Annotated in this window: 23 protein-coding genes; 4 read left to right on the forward strand and 19 right to left on the reverse strand. The window is 67.1% G+C overall.

Annotated features, from left to right (window positions below; all coding sequences use genetic code 11):
- Positions 1-15 precede the first annotated feature (15 nt).
- The 10 genes from INQ40_RS07915 to INQ40_RS07960 all read right to left on the reverse strand — a co-directional run bounded on the left by INQ40_RS07915 (position 16) and on the right by INQ40_RS07960 (position 8,891).
- Positions 16-2,403 (reverse strand): DNA internalization-related competence protein ComEC/Rec2, encoded by a 2,388-nt coding sequence (locus tag INQ40_RS07915; RefSeq protein WP_228482188.1) that lies wholly within the window; start codon positions 2,401-2,403, stop codon positions 16-18.
- 157 nt (positions 2,404-2,560) lie between these two features.
- Positions 2,561-3,220 (reverse strand): lipoprotein-releasing ABC transporter ATP-binding protein LolD, encoded by a 660-nt coding sequence (gene lolD / locus INQ40_RS07920; protein WP_255524314.1) that lies wholly within the window; start codon positions 3,218-3,220, stop codon positions 2,561-2,563.
- A gap of 52 nt (positions 3,221-3,272) precedes the next feature.
- Entirely contained in the window at positions 3,273-4,514 is a 1,242-nt protein-coding gene (locus INQ40_RS07925; RefSeq protein ID WP_194340008.1) for a lipoprotein-releasing ABC transporter permease subunit, read from the reverse strand.
- A 6-nt stretch (positions 4,515-4,520) separates the two neighbouring features.
- Positions 4,521-4,895, reverse strand: a complete 375-nt coding sequence (locus INQ40_RS07930) for a hypothetical protein (RefSeq protein WP_228481963.1) — start codon at positions 4,893-4,895, stop codon at positions 4,521-4,523.
- A gap of 22 nt (positions 4,896-4,917) precedes the next feature.
- Positions 4,918-5,178 (reverse strand): succinate dehydrogenase assembly factor 2, encoded by a 261-nt coding sequence (locus INQ40_RS07935; protein ID WP_194340010.1) that lies wholly within the window; start codon positions 5,176-5,178, stop codon positions 4,918-4,920.
- A 14-nt stretch (positions 5,179-5,192) separates the two neighbouring features.
- Positions 5,193-5,975 carry a succinate dehydrogenase iron-sulfur subunit gene (locus INQ40_RS07940; protein WP_194340011.1) on the reverse strand — a complete coding sequence of 261 codons (783 nt, stop codon included), beginning with the start codon at positions 5,973-5,975 and terminating at the stop codon, positions 5,193-5,195.
- A gap of 79 nt (positions 5,976-6,054) precedes the next feature.
- Positions 6,055-7,845 (reverse strand): succinate dehydrogenase flavoprotein subunit, encoded by a 1,791-nt coding sequence (sdhA, locus tag INQ40_RS07945; RefSeq protein WP_193983554.1) that lies wholly within the window; start codon positions 7,843-7,845, stop codon positions 6,055-6,057.
- Between the two features lie 2 nt (positions 7,846-7,847).
- Positions 7,848-8,249, reverse strand: a complete 402-nt coding sequence (gene sdhD / locus INQ40_RS07950) for a succinate dehydrogenase, hydrophobic membrane anchor protein (RefSeq protein ID WP_193983556.1) — start codon at positions 8,247-8,249, stop codon at positions 7,848-7,850.
- Positions 8,246-8,641 (reverse strand): succinate dehydrogenase, cytochrome b556 subunit, encoded by a 396-nt coding sequence (gene sdhC / locus INQ40_RS07955; RefSeq protein ID WP_193983558.1) that lies wholly within the window; start codon positions 8,639-8,641, stop codon positions 8,246-8,248. The genes sdhD and sdhC overlap by 4 nt, the downstream gene beginning before the upstream one ends.
- A gap of 73 nt (positions 8,642-8,714) precedes the next feature.
- A complete protein-coding gene (locus INQ40_RS07960) occupies positions 8,715-8,891 on the reverse strand; it encodes a DUF1674 domain-containing protein (RefSeq protein WP_194340012.1) in 177 nt (58 codons plus the stop codon).
- A gap of 29 nt (positions 8,892-8,920) precedes the next feature.
- Between INQ40_RS07960 and INQ40_RS07965 the strand changes: the two genes are divergently transcribed.
- Entirely contained in the window at positions 8,921-9,805 is an 885-nt protein-coding gene (locus INQ40_RS07965; RefSeq protein ID WP_194340013.1) for a folate-binding protein YgfZ, read from the forward strand.
- A gap of 85 nt (positions 9,806-9,890) precedes the next feature.
- Here the strand turns inward: INQ40_RS07965 and INQ40_RS07970 are convergent, their stop codons facing one another.
- The 3 genes from INQ40_RS07970 to INQ40_RS07980 all read right to left on the reverse strand — a co-directional run bounded on the left by INQ40_RS07970 (position 9,891) and on the right by INQ40_RS07980 (position 14,432).
- Positions 9,891-12,209, reverse strand: a complete 2,319-nt coding sequence (locus INQ40_RS07970; protein WP_194342483.1) for a thiamine pyrophosphate-dependent enzyme — start codon at positions 12,207-12,209, stop codon at positions 9,891-9,893.
- A 92-nt stretch (positions 12,210-12,301) separates the two neighbouring features.
- Positions 12,302-13,465 (reverse strand): acyl-CoA dehydrogenase family protein, encoded by a 1,164-nt coding sequence (locus tag INQ40_RS07975; protein WP_194340014.1) that lies wholly within the window; start codon positions 13,463-13,465, stop codon positions 12,302-12,304.
- Between the two features lie 133 nt (positions 13,466-13,598).
- Entirely contained in the window at positions 13,599-14,432 is an 834-nt protein-coding gene (locus tag INQ40_RS07980) for a glycine zipper 2TM domain-containing protein (protein ID WP_305058770.1), read from the reverse strand.
- A 173-nt stretch (positions 14,433-14,605) separates the two neighbouring features.
- Here INQ40_RS07980 and INQ40_RS07985 point away from each other — a divergent pair, with 173 nt between their 5' ends.
- The 3 genes from INQ40_RS07985 to INQ40_RS07995 are packed head-to-tail and all read left to right on the forward strand — an operon-like array spanning position 14,606 to position 16,535.
- On the forward strand, positions 14,606-14,824 hold the full coding sequence (locus INQ40_RS07985; RefSeq protein WP_194340015.1) for a DUF6116 family protein: 219 nt from the start codon (positions 14,606-14,608) through the stop codon (positions 14,822-14,824).
- 44 nt (positions 14,825-14,868) lie between these two features.
- Positions 14,869-15,645 (forward strand): TatD family hydrolase, encoded by a 777-nt coding sequence (locus INQ40_RS07990; protein WP_194342485.1) that lies wholly within the window; start codon positions 14,869-14,871, stop codon positions 15,643-15,645.
- A gap of 53 nt (positions 15,646-15,698) precedes the next feature.
- Positions 15,699-16,535, forward strand: a complete 837-nt coding sequence (locus INQ40_RS07995; RefSeq protein ID WP_194340016.1) for an SDR family NAD(P)-dependent oxidoreductase — start codon at positions 15,699-15,701, stop codon at positions 16,533-16,535.
- A 54-nt stretch (positions 16,536-16,589) separates the two neighbouring features.
- Here INQ40_RS07995 and pnp read toward each other — a convergent pair whose 3' ends face one another.
- The 6 genes from pnp to nusA all read right to left on the reverse strand — a co-directional run bounded on the left by pnp (position 16,590) and on the right by nusA (position 24,761).
- Positions 16,590-18,698 carry a polyribonucleotide nucleotidyltransferase gene (pnp, locus tag INQ40_RS08000; RefSeq protein ID WP_194340017.1) on the reverse strand — a complete coding sequence of 703 codons (2,109 nt, stop codon included), beginning with the start codon at positions 18,696-18,698 and terminating at the stop codon, positions 16,590-16,592.
- A gap of 148 nt (positions 18,699-18,846) precedes the next feature.
- Positions 18,847-19,107, reverse strand: a complete 261-nt coding sequence (gene rpsO, locus INQ40_RS08005) for a 30S ribosomal protein S15 (protein ID WP_043957234.1) — start codon at positions 19,105-19,107, stop codon at positions 18,847-18,849.
- 176 nt (positions 19,108-19,283) lie between these two features.
- Entirely contained in the window at positions 19,284-20,231 is a 948-nt protein-coding gene (gene truB, locus INQ40_RS08010) for a tRNA pseudouridine(55) synthase TruB (protein ID WP_194340018.1), read from the reverse strand.
- Positions 20,228-20,602, reverse strand: a complete 375-nt coding sequence (rbfA, locus tag INQ40_RS08015) for a 30S ribosome-binding factor RbfA (RefSeq protein ID WP_194340019.1) — start codon at positions 20,600-20,602, stop codon at positions 20,228-20,230. Before rbfA ends, truB begins: the two co-directional genes overlap by 4 nt.
- A 4-nt stretch (positions 20,603-20,606) precedes the next feature.
- Positions 20,607-23,174: a translation initiation factor IF-2 gene (gene infB / locus INQ40_RS08020; RefSeq protein ID WP_194340020.1), complete on the reverse strand. Its 2,568-nt coding sequence runs from the start codon at positions 23,172-23,174 to the stop codon at positions 20,607-20,609.
- Positions 23,175-23,270: 96 nt separating this feature from the next.
- Positions 23,271-24,761 (reverse strand): transcription termination factor NusA, encoded by a 1,491-nt coding sequence (gene nusA / locus INQ40_RS08025; RefSeq protein WP_193983577.1) that lies wholly within the window; start codon positions 24,759-24,761, stop codon positions 23,271-23,273.
- Between the last annotated feature and the right edge of the window lie 2 nt (positions 24,762-24,763).

Genomic DNA, 24,763 nt, shown 5'->3' on the forward strand with positions numbered 1-24,763 from the left:
CGGCCTGGGGCCGATTCAATCCGGTCGATAGGATAGCCCAGCCGCAGCCTCCACCAAGGTCTTATTCTCGCGCCGGGCCGCATCCCACAGCCGTGGACGTGCGGCCCGTCGCGTTTCCACGGCGATGCCGGCTTTTCCCATGCGAATGCGGATCGCCCCGTCCTGCGCCGTGTCCGGCGTGGCAGCGCCTGCGTCCTGCCAGCGTCGGGTCACCTCGGCGCGCGGGTGGCCGTAGCGGTTGCCATGCCCGCTGGACATGATCGCCAGTTTTGCCCCGCTCGCCTCCACCAGCGCCGGATCGGACGCGTTGGCGGCGCCGTGGTGGGACACGAGTACCACTTCGGCCTTGATCGACGACGCCTCATCCAGCCGGCTGCGGCGGACCAGATCGCGCTCGATGACCTTTCCCACGTCGCCCAACAGGAGCGCGGTGCCGTATTTTCCGGTGACCCGGAGCACGCAACTGGCGTCGTTGCCAAGGTAGGGGAAGTACGGCGGCGGGTGCATGAAACGGAACGACACCCCGTCCCACTCCCACTGCTCGCAAGCGACGCACGGCAGCGTATCGGCGATGCCGGAGTCTTCCGGCGCGTTGGCGATATCGATGCCGGTACGGCTGCGGACCGCCTCGAACCCGCCGCTGTGATCGTTGTCGGCATGGCTGACCACCGCGCGGGCCAGTCGCGCGACCCCGAGCGCGCGCATGGCCGGAATGACCACGCGCTCGCCGCTGTCGAAACCGTCCGGAGTCGACGGGCCCATGTCGTACAGCAGCGTGTGTGCGCTCGTGCGGACCAGCACGGAGGACCCCTGCCCCACGTCGAGCACCTGGATGTCCACCTCCCCGGGCTCGGGCAGGTCGCGCGCGGGCCACAACAGGGGCAGCCACAGCAGCAACGCCAGCGGACGCCCGGGCAGGCCGCGGGGCAGCAGCAGCCAGAACGCACCGACCAGGGCCAGTGGCAGGGCATACCAGCGCGACTCGCGCAGCCACCACAGGGCTTTATCGCTCGCGGCCATCGTGTCGAAAAGCGGCCAGCTGAGCTGGAAGCACCATGCGGCTGCGTCCCAGGCCCACAGCCCCCATCCGGCGTGCAGCAATTCCAGCGATGTACCCACCAGCGACAGCGGCACGACCACGAGGGTCCACCACGGCACCGCCACGAGGTTTGACAGCGGTCCTGCGAGCGAGGCCTGGTCGAAAAGCACGGCCGTGAGGGGTAGCAGGCCGATGGTGGCCACGCCCTGCGCCGATACAAGGTCGTGCAGCGGACGGCGACCGGCCTCCGGCAGGCACCAGACCAGCCAGGCGACACCGAAAAAGCTCAGCCAGAACCCCGCGGTCAGCGCCGACAACGGGTCGACGATCAGCACCGCGATCATCGCCAAAGCCAGCACCTCCAGCGTCGTGGAGCGTCGCCGCTGGATGCGCATGCCGGCGACCACGGCCACCATCAGGACGGTCCGCACTGTCGGCAGCGCAAACCCTGCCACCGCTGCATACAGAACCGCTCCGACAAGGCCGCCAATGGCGGCCGCCATTGGGCGCGGAACGCGTCGGCCCAGACCAGGGAACAGCCACCACACCCCGGCCATCGCCAGCGCGAAGAATCCGGCGACGATTCCGACGTGCATGCCGGAAATCGCCACCAGATGGCTCAGGCCATTGGCACGCAGGATGTGCCAGTCCCCATCGTCCAGACCGCGGGTATCGCCGAGCGCAAAGGCGGACAGGAAGCGCGCCGACTCGGGGGCGACGGACGCCGCGATGCGCTGCGACATGGCCCCACGCCAGGCGTTGATCCCTCTCCCTGCCTGCTGAAGGTGCGCCTGCCCGGGGTCGCGGACATATCCGGTGGCAGTCACCCGGCCGGCAAAGGCGTGCTTCTCGCTGTCGAACCCGCCCGGATTGCGCAGGCCGCGCGGCGCGCGTAGCCGCACGGTCATCTGCCAGCGCTGACCCGCCTGGACCCGCTCCCGTCCGGTGCCCGTGCCGTCGCGTTCGTCGAACCACGACAGTCGCAGCAGCCTGCCGCGCAAAGGCTCGGACTGGTCGCTCGCACGATCCACCCGGAGCGCGAATGCGGTGCGCCGCGGCTGATGCTGCGGCAGCTCGATGATCCGTCCGGAGACCACCACGTCGCGCTTCTCCCAATCCGCGGGAAGCTGGACAGACAACGCATGGGTGGCGTGTAGGCCTGCGAGGGCGAAACCGACGAGGCACGCACCCAGCCAACGCCCTCGCCAGGATCGCCACCACGCTGGCATGCCAATGCTCAGGGCAAGCAGCAAGAGCCAGAGAGGCGCCAGCCAGGGCAGCCACAAGGCCAGCGAAACACCCGCGAGCAACCCGCCAGCCACGGCCACGCCAAGTGGACGTGAATGTGCTTGCTGCGTCGCCACGCGATCACCGCCAATCGCCCCGGCGCCGGCGGTTATCCCAGCGTCGGCGTCAATCGTGGGAGTCGACGGCGGCGTCCTTGCCGCATTGCTCATGGCGTACTTCCATGTTGTGAAGATTGTCGCTGGGCCGGCGCACCAACACGGTGCGCCGGAGTGCCTACATGTCGCTTGCCACCAGTTCGCGCAGGCGGCCCTGGTGCAGTTCCAGCACCCGGTCCAGCCGGCTGGCCAGACGCCGGTCGTGGGTCACCAGGACGAGGCTGGTGCGGTGCTCGCGGTTGAGTTCCAGCATCTGGTCGAAAACGTGCGCTGCGGTCTTCTCGTCCAGGTTGCCCGTCGGCTCGTCGCCCAGCACGCAGGCGGGGCGATTGACCAGTGCGCGCGCCACCGCCGCGCGCTGGCGCTCACCACCGGAGAGTTCACCTGGCTTGTGCTCAAGGCGGTGCCCCAACCCAACCGACTCCAGCAGGCCTCGCGCACGATCGCGCGCGGTGGGCACTTTCTCGCCACCCAACAGCACCGGCAACATCACGTTCTCCAGCGCGGTGAACTCCGGCAACAGATGATGGAACTGGTAGACGAACCCCAGTGCCCGGTTGCGCAGTTGCCCGCGCGCCGTATCCGACAGTGCACTCATCCAGTGCCCGTCGACGTAGACGTCGCCGGCGGTCGGCGTATCCAGCCCGCCAAGCAGATGCAACAGGGTGCTCTTGCCTGCCCCGGACGCGCCGACGATGGCGACGGTCTCGCCCCTGCGGACCTCCAGCCCGAGGCCGTCGAATACCGGCGTGCGCATCTTGCCTTCGGCATAGACCATGCCCAGGCCGGTGCATCCGAGGACCACGTCATCGCCGGGCTGCCAGACAGGCTCATTCATAGCGAAGCGCCTCTGCCGGAGGGGTGCGCGCGGCACGCCAGGCTGGATAGATGGTGGCCAGGAACGCCATCACCAGCGCCACCGCGGTGATCGCGAGCACATCCTCCGGCTTGAGGTCGGTCGGCAGCCCGGTGATGTAGTAGACATCCTCCGGCAGCAGGCTGACGCCAAACACCCGCTCGATCGCAAACAGGATGTTCTCCAGGTTCAGGGTCAGCACGATGCCGCCGACCACGCCCAGGACGGTGCCAATCACGCCAATCAGGCTGCCCTGCACCATGAACACCTGCATCACTCCCTTGGGCGACAGGCCGAAGGTACGCATGATCGCGATATCGGCCTGCTTGTCGGTGACCAGCATCACCTGGGAGGAGACCAGGTTGAAGGCGCCCATGGCGATGATCAGCGACAGCAGGATCGCCATCAGCGTCTTCTCCATCTTCAGCGCGCGGAACATGTTGGCGTTGTCGGTGGTCCAGTCGCTGACCTGCAGGCCGCCCAGCTTGGACGCCAGGTCGCGGGCGACATCCCAGGCCTGATTCATGTCGACCAGGCGCAGGCGAACGCCGGTCACCCCGTCCTGCAGGCGCATCAACCGCTGCATGTCGGACATGCTGGTGAACGCCATGCTGCGGTCGTATTCGTTGTACCCGACCTCGAAGATGCCGCTGACGGTGAACCGCTTGACCCGCGGCATCGCACCGACCGGCGTGCTGTTGAACTCGGCGATCGTCATGACCACCTTGTCGCCGACGCCAACTCCCAGCCATGCGGCCAATTCGCGCCCCAGCACGATGTTGAACTCACCCGGCACCAGCGACTCCAGCGTGCCCGACACCATCTTGTCGCCCAGAACCGAGACGGTGCGCTCGTCCGCGGGGACCACGCCACGGACCATCGCCGGTTGCTGGCGCGGTCCGTTGAGCAGGGCTTCTTTTTCCACATACGGTGCCGCTCCGGCGACCCGCGGATCGGTCAGCGCAAGGTCGACCGCCTGCTGCCAGTTGTCCAGCGGTTCGCCGAAGGCACTGACCGTCGCGTGCGCGGCCATCTGCAGCATGCGGTCGCGGATTTCCTGCTGGAAGCCGCTCATCACCGCCAGGGTGGTGATCAAGGCCGCCACGCCCAGGGCGATGCCAAGGATGGAGGCCAGGGAAATAAAGGAGATGAAACCATTGCGGCGTTTGGCGCGCAGGTAGCGCAGGCCGATGGCTACTGGGATGGGTTTGAACATAGCCCGCTATGGTGCCACCGAACGGCGCCCGCGAGCAGGAGTTTGTGCCGGCAATGCGAGCCGCAGTTCGCGCCGGCCGGCTGCGTCCAGCGTGTCGGGCCACCATGCCAGACGATGCACGCGCCGCTCCGCATCGCGCCAGCGCGCGAAGCTCAGAGGCCCGCGCCAGAACACCTGGAAGTCGGTGACCGGTTCGTCGTCGACCTGCACGATGGGCCCGTCAATCTCGATTTCGACGACCGGAGTCGCCATTTCGCGGCGCCACTCGCGTATGCCCCATGCCACAGCAAGGACGGCGCCGGGCCACGTCACTACCCGGGGAAAACCGGAGACCAGCAGCGAGAGGGCTGCCAGCACGGCCATGACCGGCAGCGCGGCCATCAACCAGGCCGATGGCCGCCACTCAAGGCGGCAGCTGGCGGATGGCGCTGACGAGCGTTGCGAGTTCGGCATCCGGGGCGACCTCGTGACCCATGAACCAGTGCCAGAGCTTATCGTCCTCGCAGCCCAGCAGGCGTAGGAAAACCGCCCGATCGGCTACGGATGCCTGCCGCCATTCGCGCTCCAGATAACGGCCAAACAGCTGGTCCAGCTCGCGCATGCCGCGCCGGCACTTCCAGCGCAGACGGCGCAGCTCGACCTCATCCTCGGGGCTCAGTTGCATGGCTGCGGCCCGGATCAGGTCCGGCGCGCCACCATCAGCTTCTTGATCTCGGCAATCGCACGCGCGGGGTTCAGGCCCTTGGGGCAGGTGCGCGTGCAGTTGAGGATGGTGTGGCAGCGGTACAGCTTGAACGGATCTTCCAGGTCATCCAGGCGCGCGCCGGTGTCCTCGTCGCGGCTGTCAGAAATCCAGCGATACGCCTGGAGCAGGACGGCCGGGCCGAGATAGCGGTCGCCGTTCCACCAGTGACTGGGGCAACCGGCGGTGCAGCAGGCGCACAGGATGCACTCGTACAGGCCGTCGAGCTTCTTGCGGTCCGCCGGCGACTGCAGGCGCTCGCGGTCGCTGGGGGCCGGGCTCGCGGTGCGGATCCAGGGCTTGATCGACGCGTACTGCGCGTAGAAATGGGTCAGGTCCGGCACCAGGTCCTTGACCACTTCCATCGCCGGCAGCGGGTAGATCGGCACGTCGCCACCGCTGCAATCCTCGATCGCCTTGGTGCAGGCAAGCGTGTTGGTGCCGTCGATGTTCATCGCGCACGACCCGCAGATGCCCTCGCGGCAGGAGCGGCGGAAGGTCAGCGTCGGGTCGATCTCGTTCTTGATCTTGATCAGCGCGTCCAGAACCATCGGGCCGCAGCTCGCCATGTCCACCTCGTAGGTGTCCACGCGCGGGTTCTGGTCGTCGTCGGGATTCCAGCGGTAGACGCGGAACGTACGCGGCTCCTTGGCCCCGGGCGTCTCGTAGTGCTTGCCTTTCTGGATCGTCGAGTTTTTGGGAAGGTTGAAATCGGCCATCGGTGGTTCCGCCCTGGAAGCCGGTCTCAGCCGGCACCGCGGACCGGTGTGCGGCCCGCGGGGTGATTGGTGAAAACGATCAGTAGACCCGCTTTGCAGGCGGGACCACGGCCACGTCGTCAGTCAGCGTGTACATGTGGACCGGCCGGTAGTCGATCTTCGTATTGCCCGCATCGTCGACCCAGCACAGCGAGTGCTTGTGCCAGTTCGTGTCATCGCGCTCGGGGTAGTCGTCGCGAGCGTGGGCGCCGCGGGATTCGGTGCGGTTCTCCGCGCAGACGATCGTCGACAGCGCCTGGCCCAGCAGGTTGGACAGCTCGAAGGTTTCAACCAGGTCGGAGTTCCAGATCAGCGAGCGGTCGGTGACCTTGACGTCCTCGAAGGAGGCGCGGATCTCGCGGATGCGGCTCACGCCCTCGGCCAGGGTTTCCTCGGTGCGGAACACGGCTGCGTCGGCCTGCATCGCGCGCTGCATCTGGTCGCGGATCACGGCGGTCGGCGTGCTGCCGTTGGCGTTGCGCAGCTTGTCCAGGTGCGCCAGCGACGCATCGCAGGCATCGGCGGGAAGGTCGGGATGGCTCGCGCCCGGGGTGAGCGTCTCGGCGCAGCGATTGGCCACCGCGCGACCGAACACCACCAGGTCGAGCAGCGAGTTGGAACCCAGCCGGTTGGCGCCATGCACGGATACGCAGGCCGCCTCGCCGATCGCGTACAGGCCCGGAACCACGGCATCAGGATCACCGTTCTTCAGCTGCACGACTTCGCCGTGGTAGTTGGTCGGCACGCCGCCCATGTTGTAGTGCACGGTGGGGATGACCGGGATCGGCTGCTTTTCCACATCCACGTTGGCAAAGATGCGCGCCGACTCGGCAATGCCGGGCAGCTTGTCGTGGATCACTTCCGGGCCCAGGTGGGTCAGGTCGAGCAGCATGTGATCCTTGTGCTCGCCGACACCGCGGCCTTCGCGGATTTCCATGGTCATCGCGCGGCTGACCACGTCACGCGAGGCCAGGTCCTTCGCCGATGGCGCGTAGCGCTCCATGAAGCGCTCGCCGGCGGCGTTGCGCAGGATGCCGCCTTCACCGCGGACGCCCTCGGTGATCAGGCAGCCCGCGCCGTAGATACCGGTCGGGTGGAACTGCACGAACTCCATGTCCTGCAGTGCCAGTCCGGCCCGCAGCGCCATGCCGTTGCCGTCGCCGGTACAGGTGTGCGCGGAGGTCGCCGAGAAGTACGCGCGCCCGTAACCGCCGGTCGCCAGCACCGTGCCCTGCGAACGGAACAGGTGCAGCGTGCCCTCGGCCATGTCCAGCGCGAGCACGCCACGACACACGCCGTCGGCGTCCATGATCAGGTCGAGCGCGAAGTACTCGATGAAGAACTCAGCGTGGTGCGCCAGCGACTGCTGGTACAGCGTGTGCAGGATCGCGTGACCGGTGCGGTCGGCGGCCGCGCAGGTGCGCTGGGCCGGCGGGCCCTCGCCGTATTTGGTGGTCATGCCACCGAAGGGACGCTGGTAGATCTTGCCCTCGGGGGTGCGCGAGAACGGCACACCCTGGTGCTCCAGCTCGATGATCGCCGGGATGGCCTCGCGGCACATGTACTCGATCGCGTCCTGGTCGCCCAGCCAATCCGAGCCCTTCACGGTGTCGTAGAAATGGTAGCGCCAGTCGTCCTCACCCATGTTGCCCAGCGCCGCGGCGACGCCACCCTGGGCGGCCACGGTGTGCGAGCGGGTCGGGAAGACCTTGGTGATGCATGCGGTCTTGAGGCCCTTCTGGGCCAGACCGAAGGTCGCGCGCAGTCCGGCGCCACCGGCACCGACCACGACCATGTCGAATTTGTGTTCCTGGATCTTGTAAGCCGGCACGATCAGCCCCCGAACGCGATGCGAATGACCGCGAACACGCTGGCAAGTGCCGCGAGTACGCAGATGAAGACGACCGCCATCTGGGCCGTGACCGACAACCAGGCGGTGTGCACGTAATCCTCGATGACGACCTGCATGCCCAGCTTGGCGTGCCAGAAGGACGCAATCAGGAACGCGATCAGCAGGAGGGCATTGACCGGCGCGGCAACCGTCGCGCGGACGCTGGCATAGTCGCCACCCACCACGGACAGCAGCAGATAGAGCACGTAGAGAGACAGGAACACCAGCGCGATCGCGGTGACGCGCTGGACGATGAAGTGCCCGGTGCCTTCCTTCGCCGAACCCAGCCCGCGAGCACGCTTGAGCGGATTGCGCAGGTCGCCCTGCAGGTTGTTGCTATTCATGCGGCACCCCACTGCTGCATTGCCGCGAGCCAGACCAGCGCAGTGATCACCAGGCTCACGATGATGGTGGTCCAGCTGTTGCGGACGAAGTCGGGAATGCGGAAACCCCAGCCCGCATCCTGGAGCACGTGGCGGATGCCGTTGGCGAGGTGGTACGCGAACGCCCAGCTCCAGCCGAACAGCACCAGGAAGCCGGGAATCGAGCGCGCGCACCGGCTGAAATCGGCCCACTGCGAAGGACCCGCCGCGAGCGCCCACAGGCCCCACACGAACAGCAGGCTGCCGGCGACCAGGACGATGCCGGTCGCACGGTGGAGGATCGAGGTGACCATCTGGACCTGCCAGCGGTAGACCTGGATATGCGGGGATATGGGACGTTGGCGACTGGCCATGGCAACGGCGCTCTCTGGGCTGGGCGGCGGGGCCGCGTGGCGAAACATGCTGGGGACCGGACGTCAGGCGACGTCAGAAATCGATGCAGCGGCCGTTCTTCTCCCAATCGCCGTACCGGGTCGGGTCCAGGCCATCACGGCCACCGTGCTCGGGAATCTGGGAGGTCTGCTCCGGCGGATTCACAATCGTGTCCGCGGGTGCCTCGGCAGGCGCGGCAGGATCGGTCTCGGAGGTGGTTTGGCCTATCATCACTGCGTCCTAGCTTAGTTGCCGCCCCCATGTCTGACAAGTCATCCTCCGCCCCCGGCCCGCTGATTGCGTTGCCCGGGCACTCCGTAATCACCTTCCAGGGCCGCGACGCGATCGCATTTTCGCAGGCCCAGTTCATGAACGACGTCGCCGCCCTCGCCGACGGCCAGTGGCACTGGAGTGGCTGGTTGACGCCCAAGGGACGGGTGATCGCGCTGTTTGCGCTGCTGCGGCGGGATCCGGAAACCCTTTGGCTGGTGCTGCCCGATGGCGTCGCGGAGGCGATCGCGCAGCGACTGCGCGGCTACCTCTTCCGCAGCAAGGTCACCATCGGCATCGAAGATGAGCTGAAAGTGGGCGGCCGCTTCGCCGAGGCGTCGCAAGCGCGGGGCAACGCCTTTGCCGATGATGGCGGCAGCGTGGAGCTGGGCCTCGGCACGGGTGCTCATGCGCGCAGCCTGGTGATCAGTACCGATCTGGACGTCTTGCCCGACGACGGCGCCATCGCGCGCTGGCGCATGGCTGACCTGAAGGACGGCCTGCCGCGGCTGGTGGACACAGAGCGCGAGCAGTGGACGCCGCAGCAGTTGTCGCTGGAGCGACTGCAGGCCTTCAGCGTGAAGAAAGGCTGCTATCCCGGCCAGGAAATTGTTGCGCGCACGCATTTCCTGGGCAAGGCCAAGCGCGGCCTGGCGCTGTTGGAGTCGGGTTCGCCGATCGCCGTCGGCAGCGATGTCATGTCCGACGGGAAATCGCTGGGCCGGGTGATGTCGACCGCCAGCACGTCCGACGCGCACGTGGCGCTGGCCGTGGTGCCGCTGGAGCGAGCGCAGGCCGACGTGGCGCCGTCCCAGCTGATGGTGGACGGCGCCAATGTGGTCGAGGCGCCGCTACGGGATGGTCTTGCGCGCTGAGCGACCATGTTGTAACTGCGCGCGGTCCCTTGCTGGCGCGTCGCCTCGCTCCGCTGCGGCCCGGTTTTGGCCGGACTGACTGGGCTCAGTCGCCTGCTGCCAGACGCGCGGCCGCTTCGACGATGTCCTCTTCGCCGGGAATGACCAGGAACGCCGCGCCGGCCAGCGGCGTGTAGGTGTCCACGCCCACCACCCGTTCAAACGGAATACCGCCCAGCCCGCCCTCCGCTATCGCGGTGATGACGCCCTCGCCCACGCCGGCGCTGTGGCGGCCTTCGTCGACAATGAGGATCCGGCGCGCAGCGCGGGCCTGCTCGACGATCCAGGCGTCATTGAGCGGCACCAGCCAGCGCAGATCCACCACCCGCGTCCGCCAGCCGTGTGCCTCGCGGATGCTGCGGGCGGCGCGCAGGCTCATCGGCACGCCGTTGCCGTAGGTGAACACCACAAGGTCATCGCGCCCATCGCCGTCGCCGACATCGGCATCTGCGCCCGCGTCGCTTTCAGGCGGGTAGACCCGGCCTTCGCCGATCACCATGGCCTCCCCGGGCGCGGGGTATCCGGTAAGCCAGCCGCCGTCGCCGGGTTCGTGCAGGTCCTTGGTCATGTACAGCGCGATGGGCTCCAGGAACACACTGACCCGCCCGTCCACCTTTGCCAGCGCGGTCAGCGTCCGCAGCATCGTCACCGCATCGTCGCCGCGCGACGGACACCCGACCACCAGGCCCGGGATGTCGCGCAACGCGGTGATTGAATTGTCGTTGTGGAAGTGCCCCCCGAAACCGCGCTGGTAGCCCAGCCCGGCAATGCGCACCACCATCGGATTGGCGTACTGGTTGTTGCTGAAGAACTGCAGGCTCGCCGCCTCGCCGCGGATCTGGTCGCAGGCGTTGTGGAAATAGGCGAGGTACTGGATTTCCGGGATCGGCAGCATCCCGACGTTGGCAAAGCCCTGGGCCATGCCAAGGATCATGGTCTCGTCCAGCAGCGTATTGAACACGCGGCGCGGCCCGAAAGCTTTCTGCAGCCCCTTGGTGACGGTGTAGACGCCGCCCTTCTGGGCCACGTCCTCGCCGAACAGCAGCGCCTCGGGGTACTTGGCGAAGGTCTCGTGCAGCGCCTGGTTGATCTGGATGGCCATGTGGCGCGGCGGCAGGTTTTCCGGCAGCTTCGCCTCGCCGCCGAAGACCTCCAGGCGACGCGCATCGAAGTCGGCGCGCCCGGCCTCGGCCATGACCTTGTCGGGAGAGTACGGAGCCAACGGCGCGATGACGTCGGCCAGCGTTTCAAGTTTGGGTCGGCGATCGGCTTCCTCGGCGGCGGCGAAACAGCGCTTGCGCGTGCGTTCGTAAAGCTCCAGCACCTCATCCCTGGACATGAGCCCGGATTCCAGTGCGATTGATGCCGACCGCAGCAGCGGATCGGTCGCCTCGACGGCGCACAGTTCCTCGAGCGACCGCCACTCGATCTCGAAGTCGGTCCCGGCGTGACCCATGATCCGCGTCGTGCGCAGGTGCAGGAAGGTCGGCCGGCGGGTTGTCCGACAGTGCTCGACGGCGCGCTGGACATCGGCATAGCCGTTGGCCAGGTCCAGGCCGTCGGCGGCGAAGTAGTCCAGGTCGGCGCGCTGGGAAAAATTGCGCGCGATCCAGCCTGACGGCGTCTTCACCGAGATGCCGATGCCGTTGTCCTCGCACACGAAAAGCGCCGGCGCCGGCAGCTTCTGGTAGGCCGTCCACGCGGCCGCGTTGAAAGCGGTCTGCGCGGTCGCATGGTTGCTGGACGCATCACCGAAGGAGCAGATGGTGATGCTGTCGTCGGGAATCGGCAGCTGGTGCCCAAGGCGCCGGCCGGCCTCGATCGCGATCGCCGTGCCGAGTGCCTTGGGCAGGTGCGAGGCGATGGTCGATGTCTGCGGGAGCACCCACAAGGGCTTGCTGCCCCAGACCTTGTGGCGACCGCCGCTGGCGGGGTCGTCCTTGCCGGCGGCAAAGCTCAGCGCGGAGTCCATCGCCGGATCCATCCCGGGCAGTTTGCGGAAACGCTCGGCCATGAAGCCGCCGCTGCGGTAATGCAGGAAGGCCGGATCGGTATGCCGGGTGGCGCGCGCGACCATCGCGTTGCCCTCGTGCCCGGACGAACCGATCGTATAGAAGACCTTGTTCTGCACCCGCAGCACCCGCGCCATGAGATCAAGGTGCCGGCTGACCAGTTGCGATTCAAACAGGTCAAGAAAGCCCTTTGCATCCAGTGCACTGCCCTCCAGCACCGGCGCATCGGCGTCCGGAGCCGCACCGGCCCGCCCGTTCCAGGACCGGACGAACTCGGTGAAATTCACATCGCAGATCTCGGCGCGGTTGAGGCCCCGCATGCGCGCGGGAATGGGGCTGGGAAGGCTCGACATCATCGGGGCTCCGCCTCGGCCGGTCGGCGCGAGGCTGCAATAGGAAGGTCTGGAGTTTCGTCAGGCGGGCAACTCGGGCGTGCGGTGCGCGATCAGAACGCGTTGATCCCCGTCAGCTCGCGGCCCACCACCAGCTGGTGGATGGTCTCGGTGCCCTCGTAGGTGATCACCGACTCCAGGTTCATCGCGTGGCGGATCGCGCAGTGCTCGGTGGTGATACCGGCGCCGCCCAGCAGGTCGCGGCACTGGCGGGCGATGTCGATCGCCATCCGGCAGTTGTTCCACTTGGCCAGGCTGACCTGGGTCGGCGCCATGGTGCCGGCGTCCTTCATCCGGCCCAGTTGGACCACCAGCAACTGCGCCATGGTGATGCGACGCGCCATGTCGGCCATCTTCAATTGCGCCGACTGGGTCGCCGCCACCGGGCGGCCGAACAGGATCCGCTCCTTGGTGTAGCCCAGCACTTCGTCCAGGCAGGCGATCGCCGCGCCGATCGGGCCCCAGGTGATGCCGTAGCGGGCCTGGGTCAGGCAGCCCAGCGGGCCCTTCAGGCCTTTCACGTTGGGCAGGCGGTTGGCTTCGGGCACGCGCACGTTGTCAAAAAACAGGCCACTGGTGACCGAGGCGCGCAGGCTCATCTTGTGCTTGATCTCCTGGGCGGCGAAGCCCTTCATGCCCTTCTCGACCACGAAGCCCTGGATGCCGTCATCCGTCTGCGCCCAGACGATCGCGATGTCGGCCAGGTTGCCGTTGGTGATCCACATCTTGCTGCCGTTGAGGACCCAGTCGCCGCCGTCCTTTTTCGCGCTGGTCTTCATGTTGGCCGGGTCGGAGCCGCCGTGCGGTTCGGTCAGGCCGAAGCAGCCGATGGTCTCGCCGCGCCCCATCGAGGGCAGCCAGCGCTGCTTCTGCTCCTCGGTCCCATAGGCGAAGATCGGGTACATGCACAGCGAGGACTGCACCGAGACGAAGCTGCGGATGCCGCTGTCGCCGCGCTCCAGCTCCTGGCAGATCAGGCCGTAGGAGACCGAGTTCAGGCCGCCACCGCCGTACTCCTCCGGCAGCGATGAGCCCAGCAGGCCCAGCTCGGCAATCTCGGGAATCAGCTCGCGTGGAAAGCGGCCTTCATCGAACGCGTCGCCGATGATGGGGATCACGCGCTCGTCGGTGAACCGCGCCACCGTGTCCTGCACGGCGCGCTCCTCCTCGGTCAGCAGGGAGCGGGTGTCGTACAGGTCGTAGGGATTGAGGGACATGGCGGACTCGTGCGCGAAAAGGACCATTGTAAGCAGCACGCCGGATGGAGCACACCCTGCTCGCCTCGGCCCAAACGGGAAGGGGCCGGAATATCCGGCCCCTTGGGCGTATTACCGGCAGCTGTGATCGCGATCAGCCGCGTGGAGTACCAGCCACGGACGCCGTCTGCACCACCACCTCGCCATCGATCACTGGCAGGCGGTCACCAGGGCGATCGTTCATGCGCACGGTGCGCTCCTGGCCGTCGAAGCGGTAGGTGACGTCGTAGCCCACCACCTCATCCCGGCTGCCCAGCGAAATGCGCTCGCCGGGCTTGCTGCCCATGCGCTTGCTGCCCGTCGTGCCATCCGGATTGCGGAACGAGACGTCGTAGCCGACCACCCGGCTGGACTGGGAGGTGTCGGCAACGGTGCGGCACTGCCGGTCCACCCGCTCCACGACCCGACCACCGACGTGATTGCGGTCGACGCGGTTGCCTACAAAACCACCGGCGACGGCGCCGGCCGCGGTCGCTGCCTTGCGCCCGTTGCCCTTGCCGATCTGGTTGCCCAGGACGCCGCCGATCACCGCACCGGCAACCGTCCCGCCGACGTTGCCATCGCGTTCGGGCAGGCGCTCCTGCACCACCACGTCGTTGCACACCTGGCGCGGATTGGACACCGTGCTGGTTTCACGGACCGGATCCACCCCGGTGACGACCGCGTACATGGGTTCCTTTTCCGTCACTTCCTCCACGTCGACCACCTGCGCGTACGCAAGCTGTCCCGCCGGTGCGGGGTCCAACGCGGCGATCGAGCCGTCGGCCCGCGAATCGCCGGAGAACCCGATCAGCGAGTTCCCTGAGACAGGCGAAAGATCCGCGGCATGGGCATCGGCCGGCGATCTGTCGAACGAATTGTAGGCGGCAACCGCGACGCCACCGACCATCAGGGCAGCAACGGCAACGGCAAGCATGTTCTTGTTCATCTCTCCACCTCATCCGTGCGGGACCCGCCCGCGATTTCGACTGGGCCCATTCCACCATCACCCGGCTGAACGGAACCGCACTTTGCGTCACAAGTTGTCAAAATGCGTCTGCACAGCGGCAACATGGCAGTTGCGATACTGATGACGGTCGCACCCGCACTACGAGGACACCCATGGCCAACCCCCTTGTTTCACCTTTCATGGGCTGGGCGCGGAAGCTGCGCTTCCCCACCCTGTTCAAGATCACCGCAGCGCTGTTCCTGCTATCGGTACTGATTCCCGACCCCGTGCCGTTCGTGGACGAGATCCTGCTGGGGCTGGGCACCCTGATGTTTGCGCAATGGAAGCAGCGCGGGCAGGTGATCGACGCGCCGCCAAAGGTGCGGCGTTGACCCGGCCCGCCCGGTAGCCGCGCCGTGTTGGTAGACACCCCGTGCTGGTAGACACCCATTGCCACCTGGACGCTCCCGAGTTCGACCAGGACCGCACTGCGGTGATCGAGCGCGCCCTCGCCGCCGGCGTGACCCGGCAGGTGGTGCCGGCGACGATTGCCGCCGGCTGGCCGGGCTTGCGCGATGTCTGTGCCTCCCGTGAGGGGCTGCACCCCGCCTACGGTCTGCACCCGATGTTCCTGGACGCACACCGGCGCGAGCACATGGCTCAGCTGGAGCAGTGGATCGAGCGTGAGAAGCCGGCAGCCGTGGGCGAATGCGGGCTGGACTTCTACATCCCCGATCCGGACCGGGATGAGCAGGAGTGGTACTTCGATGCCCAGCTCAAACTGGCCCGCGACTTCGACCTGCCCGTGATCGTGCACGCGCGCCGCGCGGTGGATCAGGTCATCGCCGCGATCCGCCGGATCGGCAATCTTCGCGGTGTCGTCCACAGCTTTCCCGGCAGCCAGCAGCAGGCGGAGATCCTCTGGGAGCACGGCTTCATGCTCGGAATCGGCGGGCCGGTCACCTACAATCGAGCCAGGCGACTGCGCCGGATCGTCGCGACCATGCCGCTGGAATGGCTGCTGCTGGAGACCGACGCCCCCGACCAGCCCGATGCCGCCCATCGGGGCAAGCGCAACGAACCTGCGCGCCTCACCCACGTGCTGGACACGATCGCCGGTTTGCGCGAAATCGCCCCGCAGGAACTGGCGGCCGCCACCTCGGCCAACGCCGAGCGACTGTTCGGCCTGCCGTCGTCCCTGCAACCGGGCTGAGGCGCGACCAGCCCGCCGCTCGTGCACAATCGGCCGATGCAAGGGGAGCGGGCATGCAGTCAGTAGCGGGAAAAATTGTCCTGGTCACCGGCGCGGCGATGGGCATGGGCCGGCTCTACGCCGAGCGTGCCATCGCCGAGGGGGCCAGGTCGGTGGTGCTCTGGGACCTGGACGGACCGGCTCTGGCGGCCACCCGGGACGAGATCGGCCGGGCGGGCACGCAGGTGCACGCCCATGTTGTCGACGTCGCCTCCCTGTCCGACATCACCACCGCCGCGGAGCGGGTCCGCAGCGAGGTCGGCGATCCGGATGTGGTCATCAACAACGCCGGCATCGTGCGCAGCAAGCTGTTCTGGGAGCACGACCACAGCCACGACATCGCGGCGGTGATGGACATCAACGTGCTGGCGCTGATGCACATCGCCCGTGAGTTCCTGCCGGCGATGATCGCCAACCCCGGGCCCGCGCGGCTGCTCAACGTGGCCTCCGCCTCCGGGATGCTGTCGGTGCCGCGGATGAGCGTCTACGCCGCGTCCAAATGGGCGGTGATCGGCTGGAGCGATTCGCTGCGACTGGAGCTGCTGCGCGCAGGCCACGGCCACGTGCGCGTCACGACCCTGATCCCCAGTTACATCACCACCGGCATGTTCGCCGGCGCGCGGCCGCCGCTGCTGACCCCGCTGATGGCGCCGGAGGATGTCGTCGACCGCGCCTGGCGGGCGATGAAACGCGGCAAGCCACGCCTGATGATGCCGTGGTCGGTCTGGCTCAGCGGCGCGCTGCGCGGCGTGCTGCCGCTGCCCTTGTGGGACGTGCTGGCCGACAGGGTGTTCCGCGTCTACTCCTCGATGGACCATTTCACCGGACGCGGACCCAAACCCGGCGCATGAAAAAAGCGGGCCGAAGCCCGCTTTTCTGCCATCAAGCGCGGGTGCCCGGACGGATTACTCCGCCGCGGCGCCCTCGCCTTCCTCGACGGCCTTCATCGACAGGCGGATACGGCCCTGCTTGTCGACTTCCAGCACCTTGACCTTGACCATGTCGCCTTCCTTGAGCACGTCGCTGACCTTCTCGACGCGGTCGTTGGAGATCTGCGACACGTGGACCAGACCGTCCTTCCCGGGGGAGATCGTCACGAACGCACCGAAGTCCATGATCTTGGCGACCTTGCCTTCGTAGATGCGGCCCGGCTCGACGTCCGAGGTGATCTGCTCGATCCGGTCCTTGGCAGCCTGGCCGGCGATCGCGTTGACCGAGGCGATGGTGATCGTGCCGTCGTCCTGGATGTCGATCTGGGTGCCGGTTTCCTTGGTGATGGCCTGGATGACGGAGCCACCCTTGCCGATCACTTCGCGGATCTTGTCGGGATGGATCTTGATGGTGATCAGGCGCGGCGCGAACTCGCTCAGCTCGCCACGCGGGCTGGTCATCGCATTGGCCATCTCGCCCAGGATGTGCAGGCGACCGGCCTTGGCCTGCTGCAGCGCGGCCTTCATGATCTCCTCGGTGATACCCTGGATCTTGATGTCCATCTGCAGGGCCGAAATGCCCTCGCTGGTACCGGCCACCTTGAAGTCCATGTCGCCCAGGTGATCCTCGTCACCGAGGATGTCGGACAGCACGACGTAGTCATTGCCCTCCTTGACCAGGCCCATCGCGATACCGGCCACCGGTGCCTTGATCGGCACGCCGGCATCCATCAGCGCCAGCGAGCTGCCGCAGACCGACGCCATCGAGGAGGAACCGTTGGATTCGGTGATCTCCGAGACGACGCGGATGGTGTACGGGAAGGCTTCCATGGTCGGCATCACGGCGAGCACGCCGCGCTTGGCCAGACGGCCGTGGCCAATCTCGCGGCGCTTCGGGCCCATCATGCGGCCGGCTTCGCCCACCGAGTAGGGAGGGAAGTTGTAGTGGAACAGGAAGTGGTCCTTGTACTCGCCACCGACCGCGTCGATGACCTGGCCATCGCGCGCGGTACCCAGGGTGACCGCAACGATCGCCTGGGTCTCGCCACGGGTGAACAGCGCCGAGCCGTGCACGCGCGGCAGGATGCTCACCTTGGAGCTGATCCCGCGCACCGCATCGGGGGCACGACCGTCGATGCGGACCTTGGTGCTGAGCACAGTGCCGCGCAGGGTGCTGTATTCCAGCTGCGAGAACTGCTTGGATACGTCGCTGGTGGTCCAGCCGTTGGCTTCCATTTGCTCGGCCATCGAGGCCAGCACGTCCTTCTTCAGCGCCGAGATGGCGTCCTTGCGCTCGAGCTTGTCACTCACCGCAAACGCCTGGGTCAGGCGATCGCCCAGCGCGGACTTCAGCGCGGCGACCAGCGACTCGTCGGCCGCCGGCGCGGACCAGGTCCACTTGGGCCTGCCGGCTTCGGCAACCAGCTCGTTGATCGCGTTGATCGCGACCTGCATCTGCTGGTGGCCGAACATCACCGCGCCCAGCATGACGTCCTCGGACAGCACATCGGCTTCGGACTCGACCATCAGCACCGCATCGGCGGTACCGGCCACGACGAGCTCAAGCTTGGAATCCTCCAGCTCCGAGACCGTCGGGTTGAGGATGTACTCACCGTCCTTGTAGCCGACCTTGGCGGCGGCGATCGGGCCATCAAACGGCGCACCCGATAGGGCGAGCGCGGCGGAGGCGCCGATCAGGGCGGGGATGTCACCGTCGATCTCCGGGTTCAGCGACATCACCGTGGCGATGATCTGGACTTCATTGCGGAAGCCATCGGGGAACAGCGGGCGGATCGGACGGTCGATCAGGCGGGAGATCAGGGTCTCCTTCTCGGTCTGGCGCCCTTCGCGCTTGAAGAAGCCGCCGGGGATGCGGCCGCCGGCGTAGAACTTTTCCTGATAGTCGACGGTCAGGGGGAAGAAATCCTGGCCCTCGCGCGCGGTCTTGTTGGCAACCGCGCTGACCAGCAGCACGGTGTCTTCAACGCGGACGATTACTGCGCCGCCGGCCTGGCGGGCGATCTCACCGGTTTCCAGGGTGACCTGGTGCTTGCCGTACTGGAAGGTCTTGGTAATTTTTGACACGTTTGATTCCTATCGGTGCGGGTGCGATGCGGGATCGGCCGGGCGGGCCCGGTCGGTCACCGGCTGGCGACCTGTTGCTGGTTCTACCACGATCTTCCGACCGCGGAAACGCATCGCGGCGCTCGTGAGCGCCGCGATGGGAAAAGGTTTAGCGGCGAAGTCCGAGCTTCGCGATCAACGCCTTGTAACGCGCCACGTCCTTGCGGTGCAGATAATCCAGCAGGCTGCGACGGCGGTTGACCATCATCAGCAGGCCGCGACGGCTGTGGTGGTCCTGTTTGTGCTCCTTGAAGTGCCCCTGGAGCATCTCGATGCGTGCGGTAAGCAGGGCAACCTGGACTTCCGGGGAGCCGGTGTCGTTTTCGCCGCGCTTGTTCTCTTCAATGACTTTCTGGGTATCGATGGACATGTGTTGCCTCGTAGACGCGCGACCCGCAGAACGCTGCCGGCACTGGAAAAAAGCGCCGGCGCACCACAATGGTCCGCCGCTGGATGGTAGGAATTGTTGGAACGAAGGAAGCCTGTGTAAGGCAAGGGGAATTGTAGCCCCCTGCCCAGATGACAACAAGGCGCCGGGGAGCCATCTCAGCCGTGTGGCGCTGTCGCCCATGCAAACAGCCGCTGCGGATGGACCCGACCGGCGTCATCCAGGCGACCGATGCCCAGCACGCGCCCGCACTGGTCGTGGACCGCTACCGTGCCCTCCGCGACGCAGGGTGTCATCGGTACGGCAGGTTGCCCGTAGCTCATGGCGCGTGCCTGCGCCTCATCGACATCGACCCGCGCAAAGTCCGCCAGCCCGGCCTCGATGGGCAGGAGCGCGGCGTCCAGAAACGCGTCGCCCTGCGCGGCCAGTGCTTCGAGCGCCTCGAGGGTGAACATCCGCGGTTGCCGGAAGGGATCGACCCACGTGCGCCGGAGCTGCTCCACATGCGCCCCGCACCCCAGCGTCTCGCCCAGGTCTCGCACGAGGCTGCGGATGTACGTACCTGAACCGCATTCCACGCCGAGCTGGAGGCGCTGCGTGCTGCGCCCGAGCAAGTCCAGGGAGTGCACGGTTACCTCGCGTACCGGCGCCTCGATCGCCTCGCCGCGCCGGGCCTTGGCATACAGCGGTTCGCCGCCCTGCTTGAGCGCGGAATAGATCGGTGCGCGCTGCTCGATCCCACCGCGCAGCGGCGACAGTGCGGCCTCGATATCGGCATCGGTCAGCGCAGGGACGGGGCGCTCGCGAAGTACCGCGCCGTCGGCATCGTCGGTATCGGTGGTGACGCCAAGCACCGCCGTGGCCAGATAGGCCTTGTCGGCCCCCAGCAGCAGGCCGGCGATCTTGGTCGCCTCGCCAAAGCAGATGGGCAGCAGGCCGGTCGCCAGCGGGTCCAGGCTGCCGGTGTGGCCCGCCTTGCGGGCACGAAAGAGATGACGCGCACGCTGCATCGCCTGGTTGGAGCTCAGGCCGGAGGGCTTGTCCAGCAGCAGCAGGCCGTCGAGAGAACGAAACCGCGTGCGCGGACGTTTACCCGCGTGGGTCATTCCTGCTGGTCTTCGCCGTCGTCCACGGGCAGCGGCGGATTGTCACGCAGCAGGTTGTCGATACGCTCGCCGCGGTCGACCGAGTCGTCGTAGTGGAAATGCAGTTCGGGTACGTGGCGCAGCTTCATCGCCCGGCCCAACTCGTAACGCAACGGCTTGACGAGTTCCTTCAGGCCGGCCATCGCCTCCTGGGAACGCTCGGCCTGCAACGCGGTCACGAACACCTTGGCGTGGGCGAGGTCGCGGGTGACCTCCACATCGGACACGCTGACCGACGGCAGGCCATGCTCGCGCACGGCGGCGTGCACGAGCGTGCCCAGCTCACGGCGGAGCTGGGCGGAAACGCGGTCGGATCGGTGGAAGGTCTTCATGCGATCACAGCGTGCGCTGGACTTCGATGCGCTCGAAGCATTCGATGACGTCGCCCGGCTGCACGTCGTTGTACTGCTTCACGCCGATACCGCACTCGGTGCCGCTGCGCACTTCGTCCACGTTGTCCTTGAAGCGACGCAGGGATTCCAGCTCGCCCTCGAAGATCACCACGCTGTCGCGCAGGACGCGGATCGGCTTGGTGCGCTTGACCACGCCCTCGGTGACCATGCAGCCGGCCACGGCGCCGAACTTGGAGCTGCGGAAGACGTCGCGGACCTCGGCGTTGCCGATGATCTCCTCGCGGATCTCCACGCCCAGGATGCCCGACGCCACCTGCTTCACCTGGTCGATCACGTCATAGATGATCGAGAAGTAACGCAGGTCGACGCCGTTGGTCTCGATGACCTTGCGCGCCGATGCGTCCGCACGGACGTTGAAGCCGATGATGGTGGCCTTGGAGGTCGACGCCAGCTGGGCGTCGGACTCGTTGATGCCACCCACGCCGGAACCGATGACGTTGATGCGGATATCGTCGGTCGACAGCGCGGTCAGGGCCTCGCGCAGTGCCTGCACCGAGCCCTGCACGTCGGCCTTGACGATCAAGGGCAGGCTGAGCTGATCGCCCTGCCCGATCTGCGCCATGATGTCTTCCATCCGGTTGCCGCTCTGGGCGACCAGGCGCGACTCGCGGCGCTGGGCGTCGCGCTGCTCGGCGACGTCCTTGGCCAGGCGCTCGTCCTCGACGACGACGAAATCGTCGCCGGCATCAGGTACACCCGACAGGCCCAGCACCTGGACCGGAATGGACGGCCCGGCCGACTCGACCTGCTCGCCGGCCTCGTTGAACAGGGCACGGACGCGGCCGTACTGCACGCCACAGACCAGGTAATCGCCCTTCTTCAGCTCGCCCTGCTGCACCAGCACGGTGGCCACGGCACCGCGGCCCTTGTCGAGCGCGGATTCGATCACCACGCCGCTGGCGCGGCCGTCGGCCACCGCCGACAGCTCGAGGAACTCGGCCTGCAGCGTGATGGCATCCAGCAGGCCGTCGATGTTCTGGCCGGTCTTGGCCGAGAGCTCGACGAACTGGGTGTCACCACCGAACTCCTCGGCGACGACCTCGTGCTCGAGTAACTCGTTCTTGACCCGCAGCGGGTCGGCTTCGGACTTGTCGATCTTGTTGATCGCCACGATCAGCGGGACGCCGGCGGCCTTGGCATGCTGCACCGCTTCCACCGTCTGCGGCTTCACGCCATCGTCGGCGGCAACCACGAGCACGATGATGTCGGTCAGCTTGGCACCGCGCGAGCGCATCGAGGAGAACGCCGCGTGGCCCGGGGTATCCAGGAAGCTGATGATGCCCTTGTCGGTTTCGACGTGATATGCGCCGATGTGCTGGGTGATGCCGCCCGCCTCGCCGGTGGCGATCTTGGTGCGGCGGATGTAATCCAGCAACGAGGTCTTGCCGTGGTCGACGTGACCCATGATGGTCACCACCGGCGGACGGCTGCTCTGCTCGGCGTCGAGATTCTCGACGTGGGCGAGCAGGACGTTTTCCACGTCGGCGGCGTCGGCGCGGACCACGTTGTGGCCCAGCTCCTCGGTCACCAGCGCGGCGGTGTCGTGGTCGATGCTCTGGGTGATGGTCGCCATGACGCCCATCTTGAACAGCGCCTTGACCACTTCGCCGCCCTTCAGCGACATCTTCTGGGCCAGATCGGCAACCGTGATGGTCTCGCCAATGGCCACGTCACGCACGATCGGCGCCGTGGGCCGGGTGAAGCCCGTACCGGTACGGCTCTGGTCGCTCTGGCGGCGCGGCTTGGCGCGGCCACGGGTGTTGGTCGAGCGGCGCGCCCGGTCGGATGCACTCAGGTGCATCTGGCCGGCGAATCGCTTGCCGCCGCGATCCTCGTCGCGGCCCGCCGGGGCGGCAGCACCGCGACCCTTGCGCGGCGCGGCGGGACGGTCGTCGCCGCGCGCGGGTGGCTTGGGATGGCCGTGGCCGTGGGTCGGCGCCGGCTCGGGCACCTCGTCAGGCGAATCCACGACGGGCGCGGCTTCGGCAGCCTTGGCTTCCTCGATCTTGCGGCGCGCGGCGTCCTCGGCGTCGCGCTTGGCCTGCTCGGCCTCTTCAGCGCGGCGCTTGTCCGCCTCGGCCAGTGCCTTCTGCTCGGCCAGGTTGCGCTGACGGGACTCCTCCAGCTTGCGCAGGATCTCGGCGCGCTCATCGGTCGGATCCACCACGCCGGCATCGGGCCGGACCACGGTGACCTTCTTGCGCACGACGACATCCACCGTCGACCGGCTCTTGCCACCGCCGACGGTGAGTTCCTGCCGACGACTGCGGTTGAGGGTGATCTTTTTCGGGGCCTCGCCCTTGGCGTCCGCGGTTTCCGGCTTGCCATGGGTGCGACGCAGGAACCCGAGCAATTTGACCTTCTCGGTGCTGGTGACGGCCTGGTCCGGGCCACTGAACGGCATGCCGGCCTCGGCCAACTGCTCCAGCAACTTCTCGACCGGCGTATTCACCAGTTGGGCCAACTTGCGGATGGTGGTTTGCTGCGACATTCGGTTTCCGTGTCCTGTGGCACGGGACCAGTGCCCGTGCGTGATGATGCATTGTAGCGGCTGGGTTACCTGAACCCGGTCAAAAACCCCGCCGCGTTACTCGAACCAGTGCTTGCGCGCTTCCATGATCAGGGCCGAGGCGCGTGCCTCGTCCAGACCTTCCACGTCGGCGAGCTCGTCGGTGGCAAGGTCGGCCAGGTCATCCCGGGTGACGATGCCCCGCGCCGCCAGCGCCAGGGCGAGATCCTCGTCCATGCCCTCGAGGGTGAGCAGGTCCTGCGAGGGCGCGCCCTCGTCCTCCACCGCCTCTTCCGCGGCCAGCGCGTCGTCGAGCAGCGCGTCGCGGGCGCGGGTGCGCAGCTCCTCGACGATGTCCTCGTCGAAGCCCTCCACGGCCAGCAGCTCGCCCACGGGAACGTAGGCGATCTCCTCGATCGTGTTGAAACCTTCGGCGACGAGGATCGACGCGATTTCCTCGTCGACCTCCAGCTTCTCCTGGAACAGCTGGCGCGCGGCGGACTGCTCGGCCTCCGACTTCTCGGTGACCTGGTCCTGGGTCATCACGTTGAGCTGCCAGCCCGACAGACGGCTGGCGAGGCGCACGTTCTGGCCGCCCTTGCCGATCGCCTGGGCGAGGCGGTCTTCGGCCACCGCCAGGTCCATCGAGTGCTTGTCCTCGTCGACGATGATCGACTGGACCTCGGCGGGCGCCATCGCGTTGATCACGAACTGGGCCGGATTGTCGGACCACAGCACGATATCCACGCGTTCGCCATTGAGCTCGTTGGTGACCGCCTGCACGCGCGAACCGCGCATGCCGATGCACGCACCGATCGGATCGGTCCGGTTGTCGTGCGCCAGCACCGCGATCTTGGCGCGGTCGCCCGGATCGCGCGCGCAGCCCATGATCGAAACCAGGCCCTGGCCGACCTCGGGCACCTCGAGCTTGAACAATTCCATCATGAACTCGGGGGCAGCGCGGCTGATGAACAGCTGCGGCCCACGCGGCTCGCTGCGCACGTCGTAGAGGTACCCACGCACGCGGTCGCCGGCACGCAGGACGTCACGGGGAATGCCCTTGTCCTTGGTGATGATCGCCTCGGCGTTGCCGCCCAGGTCGACGTAGATGTTGCCGCGTTCGACACGCTTGACGATGCCGGTGACCAGCTCGCCGACGCGGTCCTTCCAGGCATCGATGACCTGCGCGCGCTCGGCCTCGCGCACGCGCTGCACGATCACCTGCTTGGCGGCCTGCGCGGCGATGCGTCCGAACTCCGGGTTGTCGATCTGCTCGTCGATGTAGTCGCCGACCTCGACGCCCTCGACCTCGTCGACGGCATCCATCAGGCGGATCTGGCGGTCTGGCGACTCCATGACCACGTCATCGGCGACGACTTCCATGCGCCGGAAGGTCTCGTAGCTGCCGTCCTCGGGATTGATTTTGACCCGGACCAGCACGTCTTCGTCGAGGTAGCGCTTCTTCGCCGCGGAGGCCAGCGCCGCCTCGATCGCATCGAGGATCACCGACTCCGGCACGCCCTTCTCATGGGCGACCGCGTCCACGACCAGCAACAGTTCCTTGCTCATCT

The organism is Lysobacter sp. H21R4, from assembly GCF_015277535.1.
Classification (GTDB): Bacteria; Pseudomonadota; Gammaproteobacteria; order Xanthomonadales; family Xanthomonadaceae; genus Novilysobacter; species Novilysobacter ciconiae.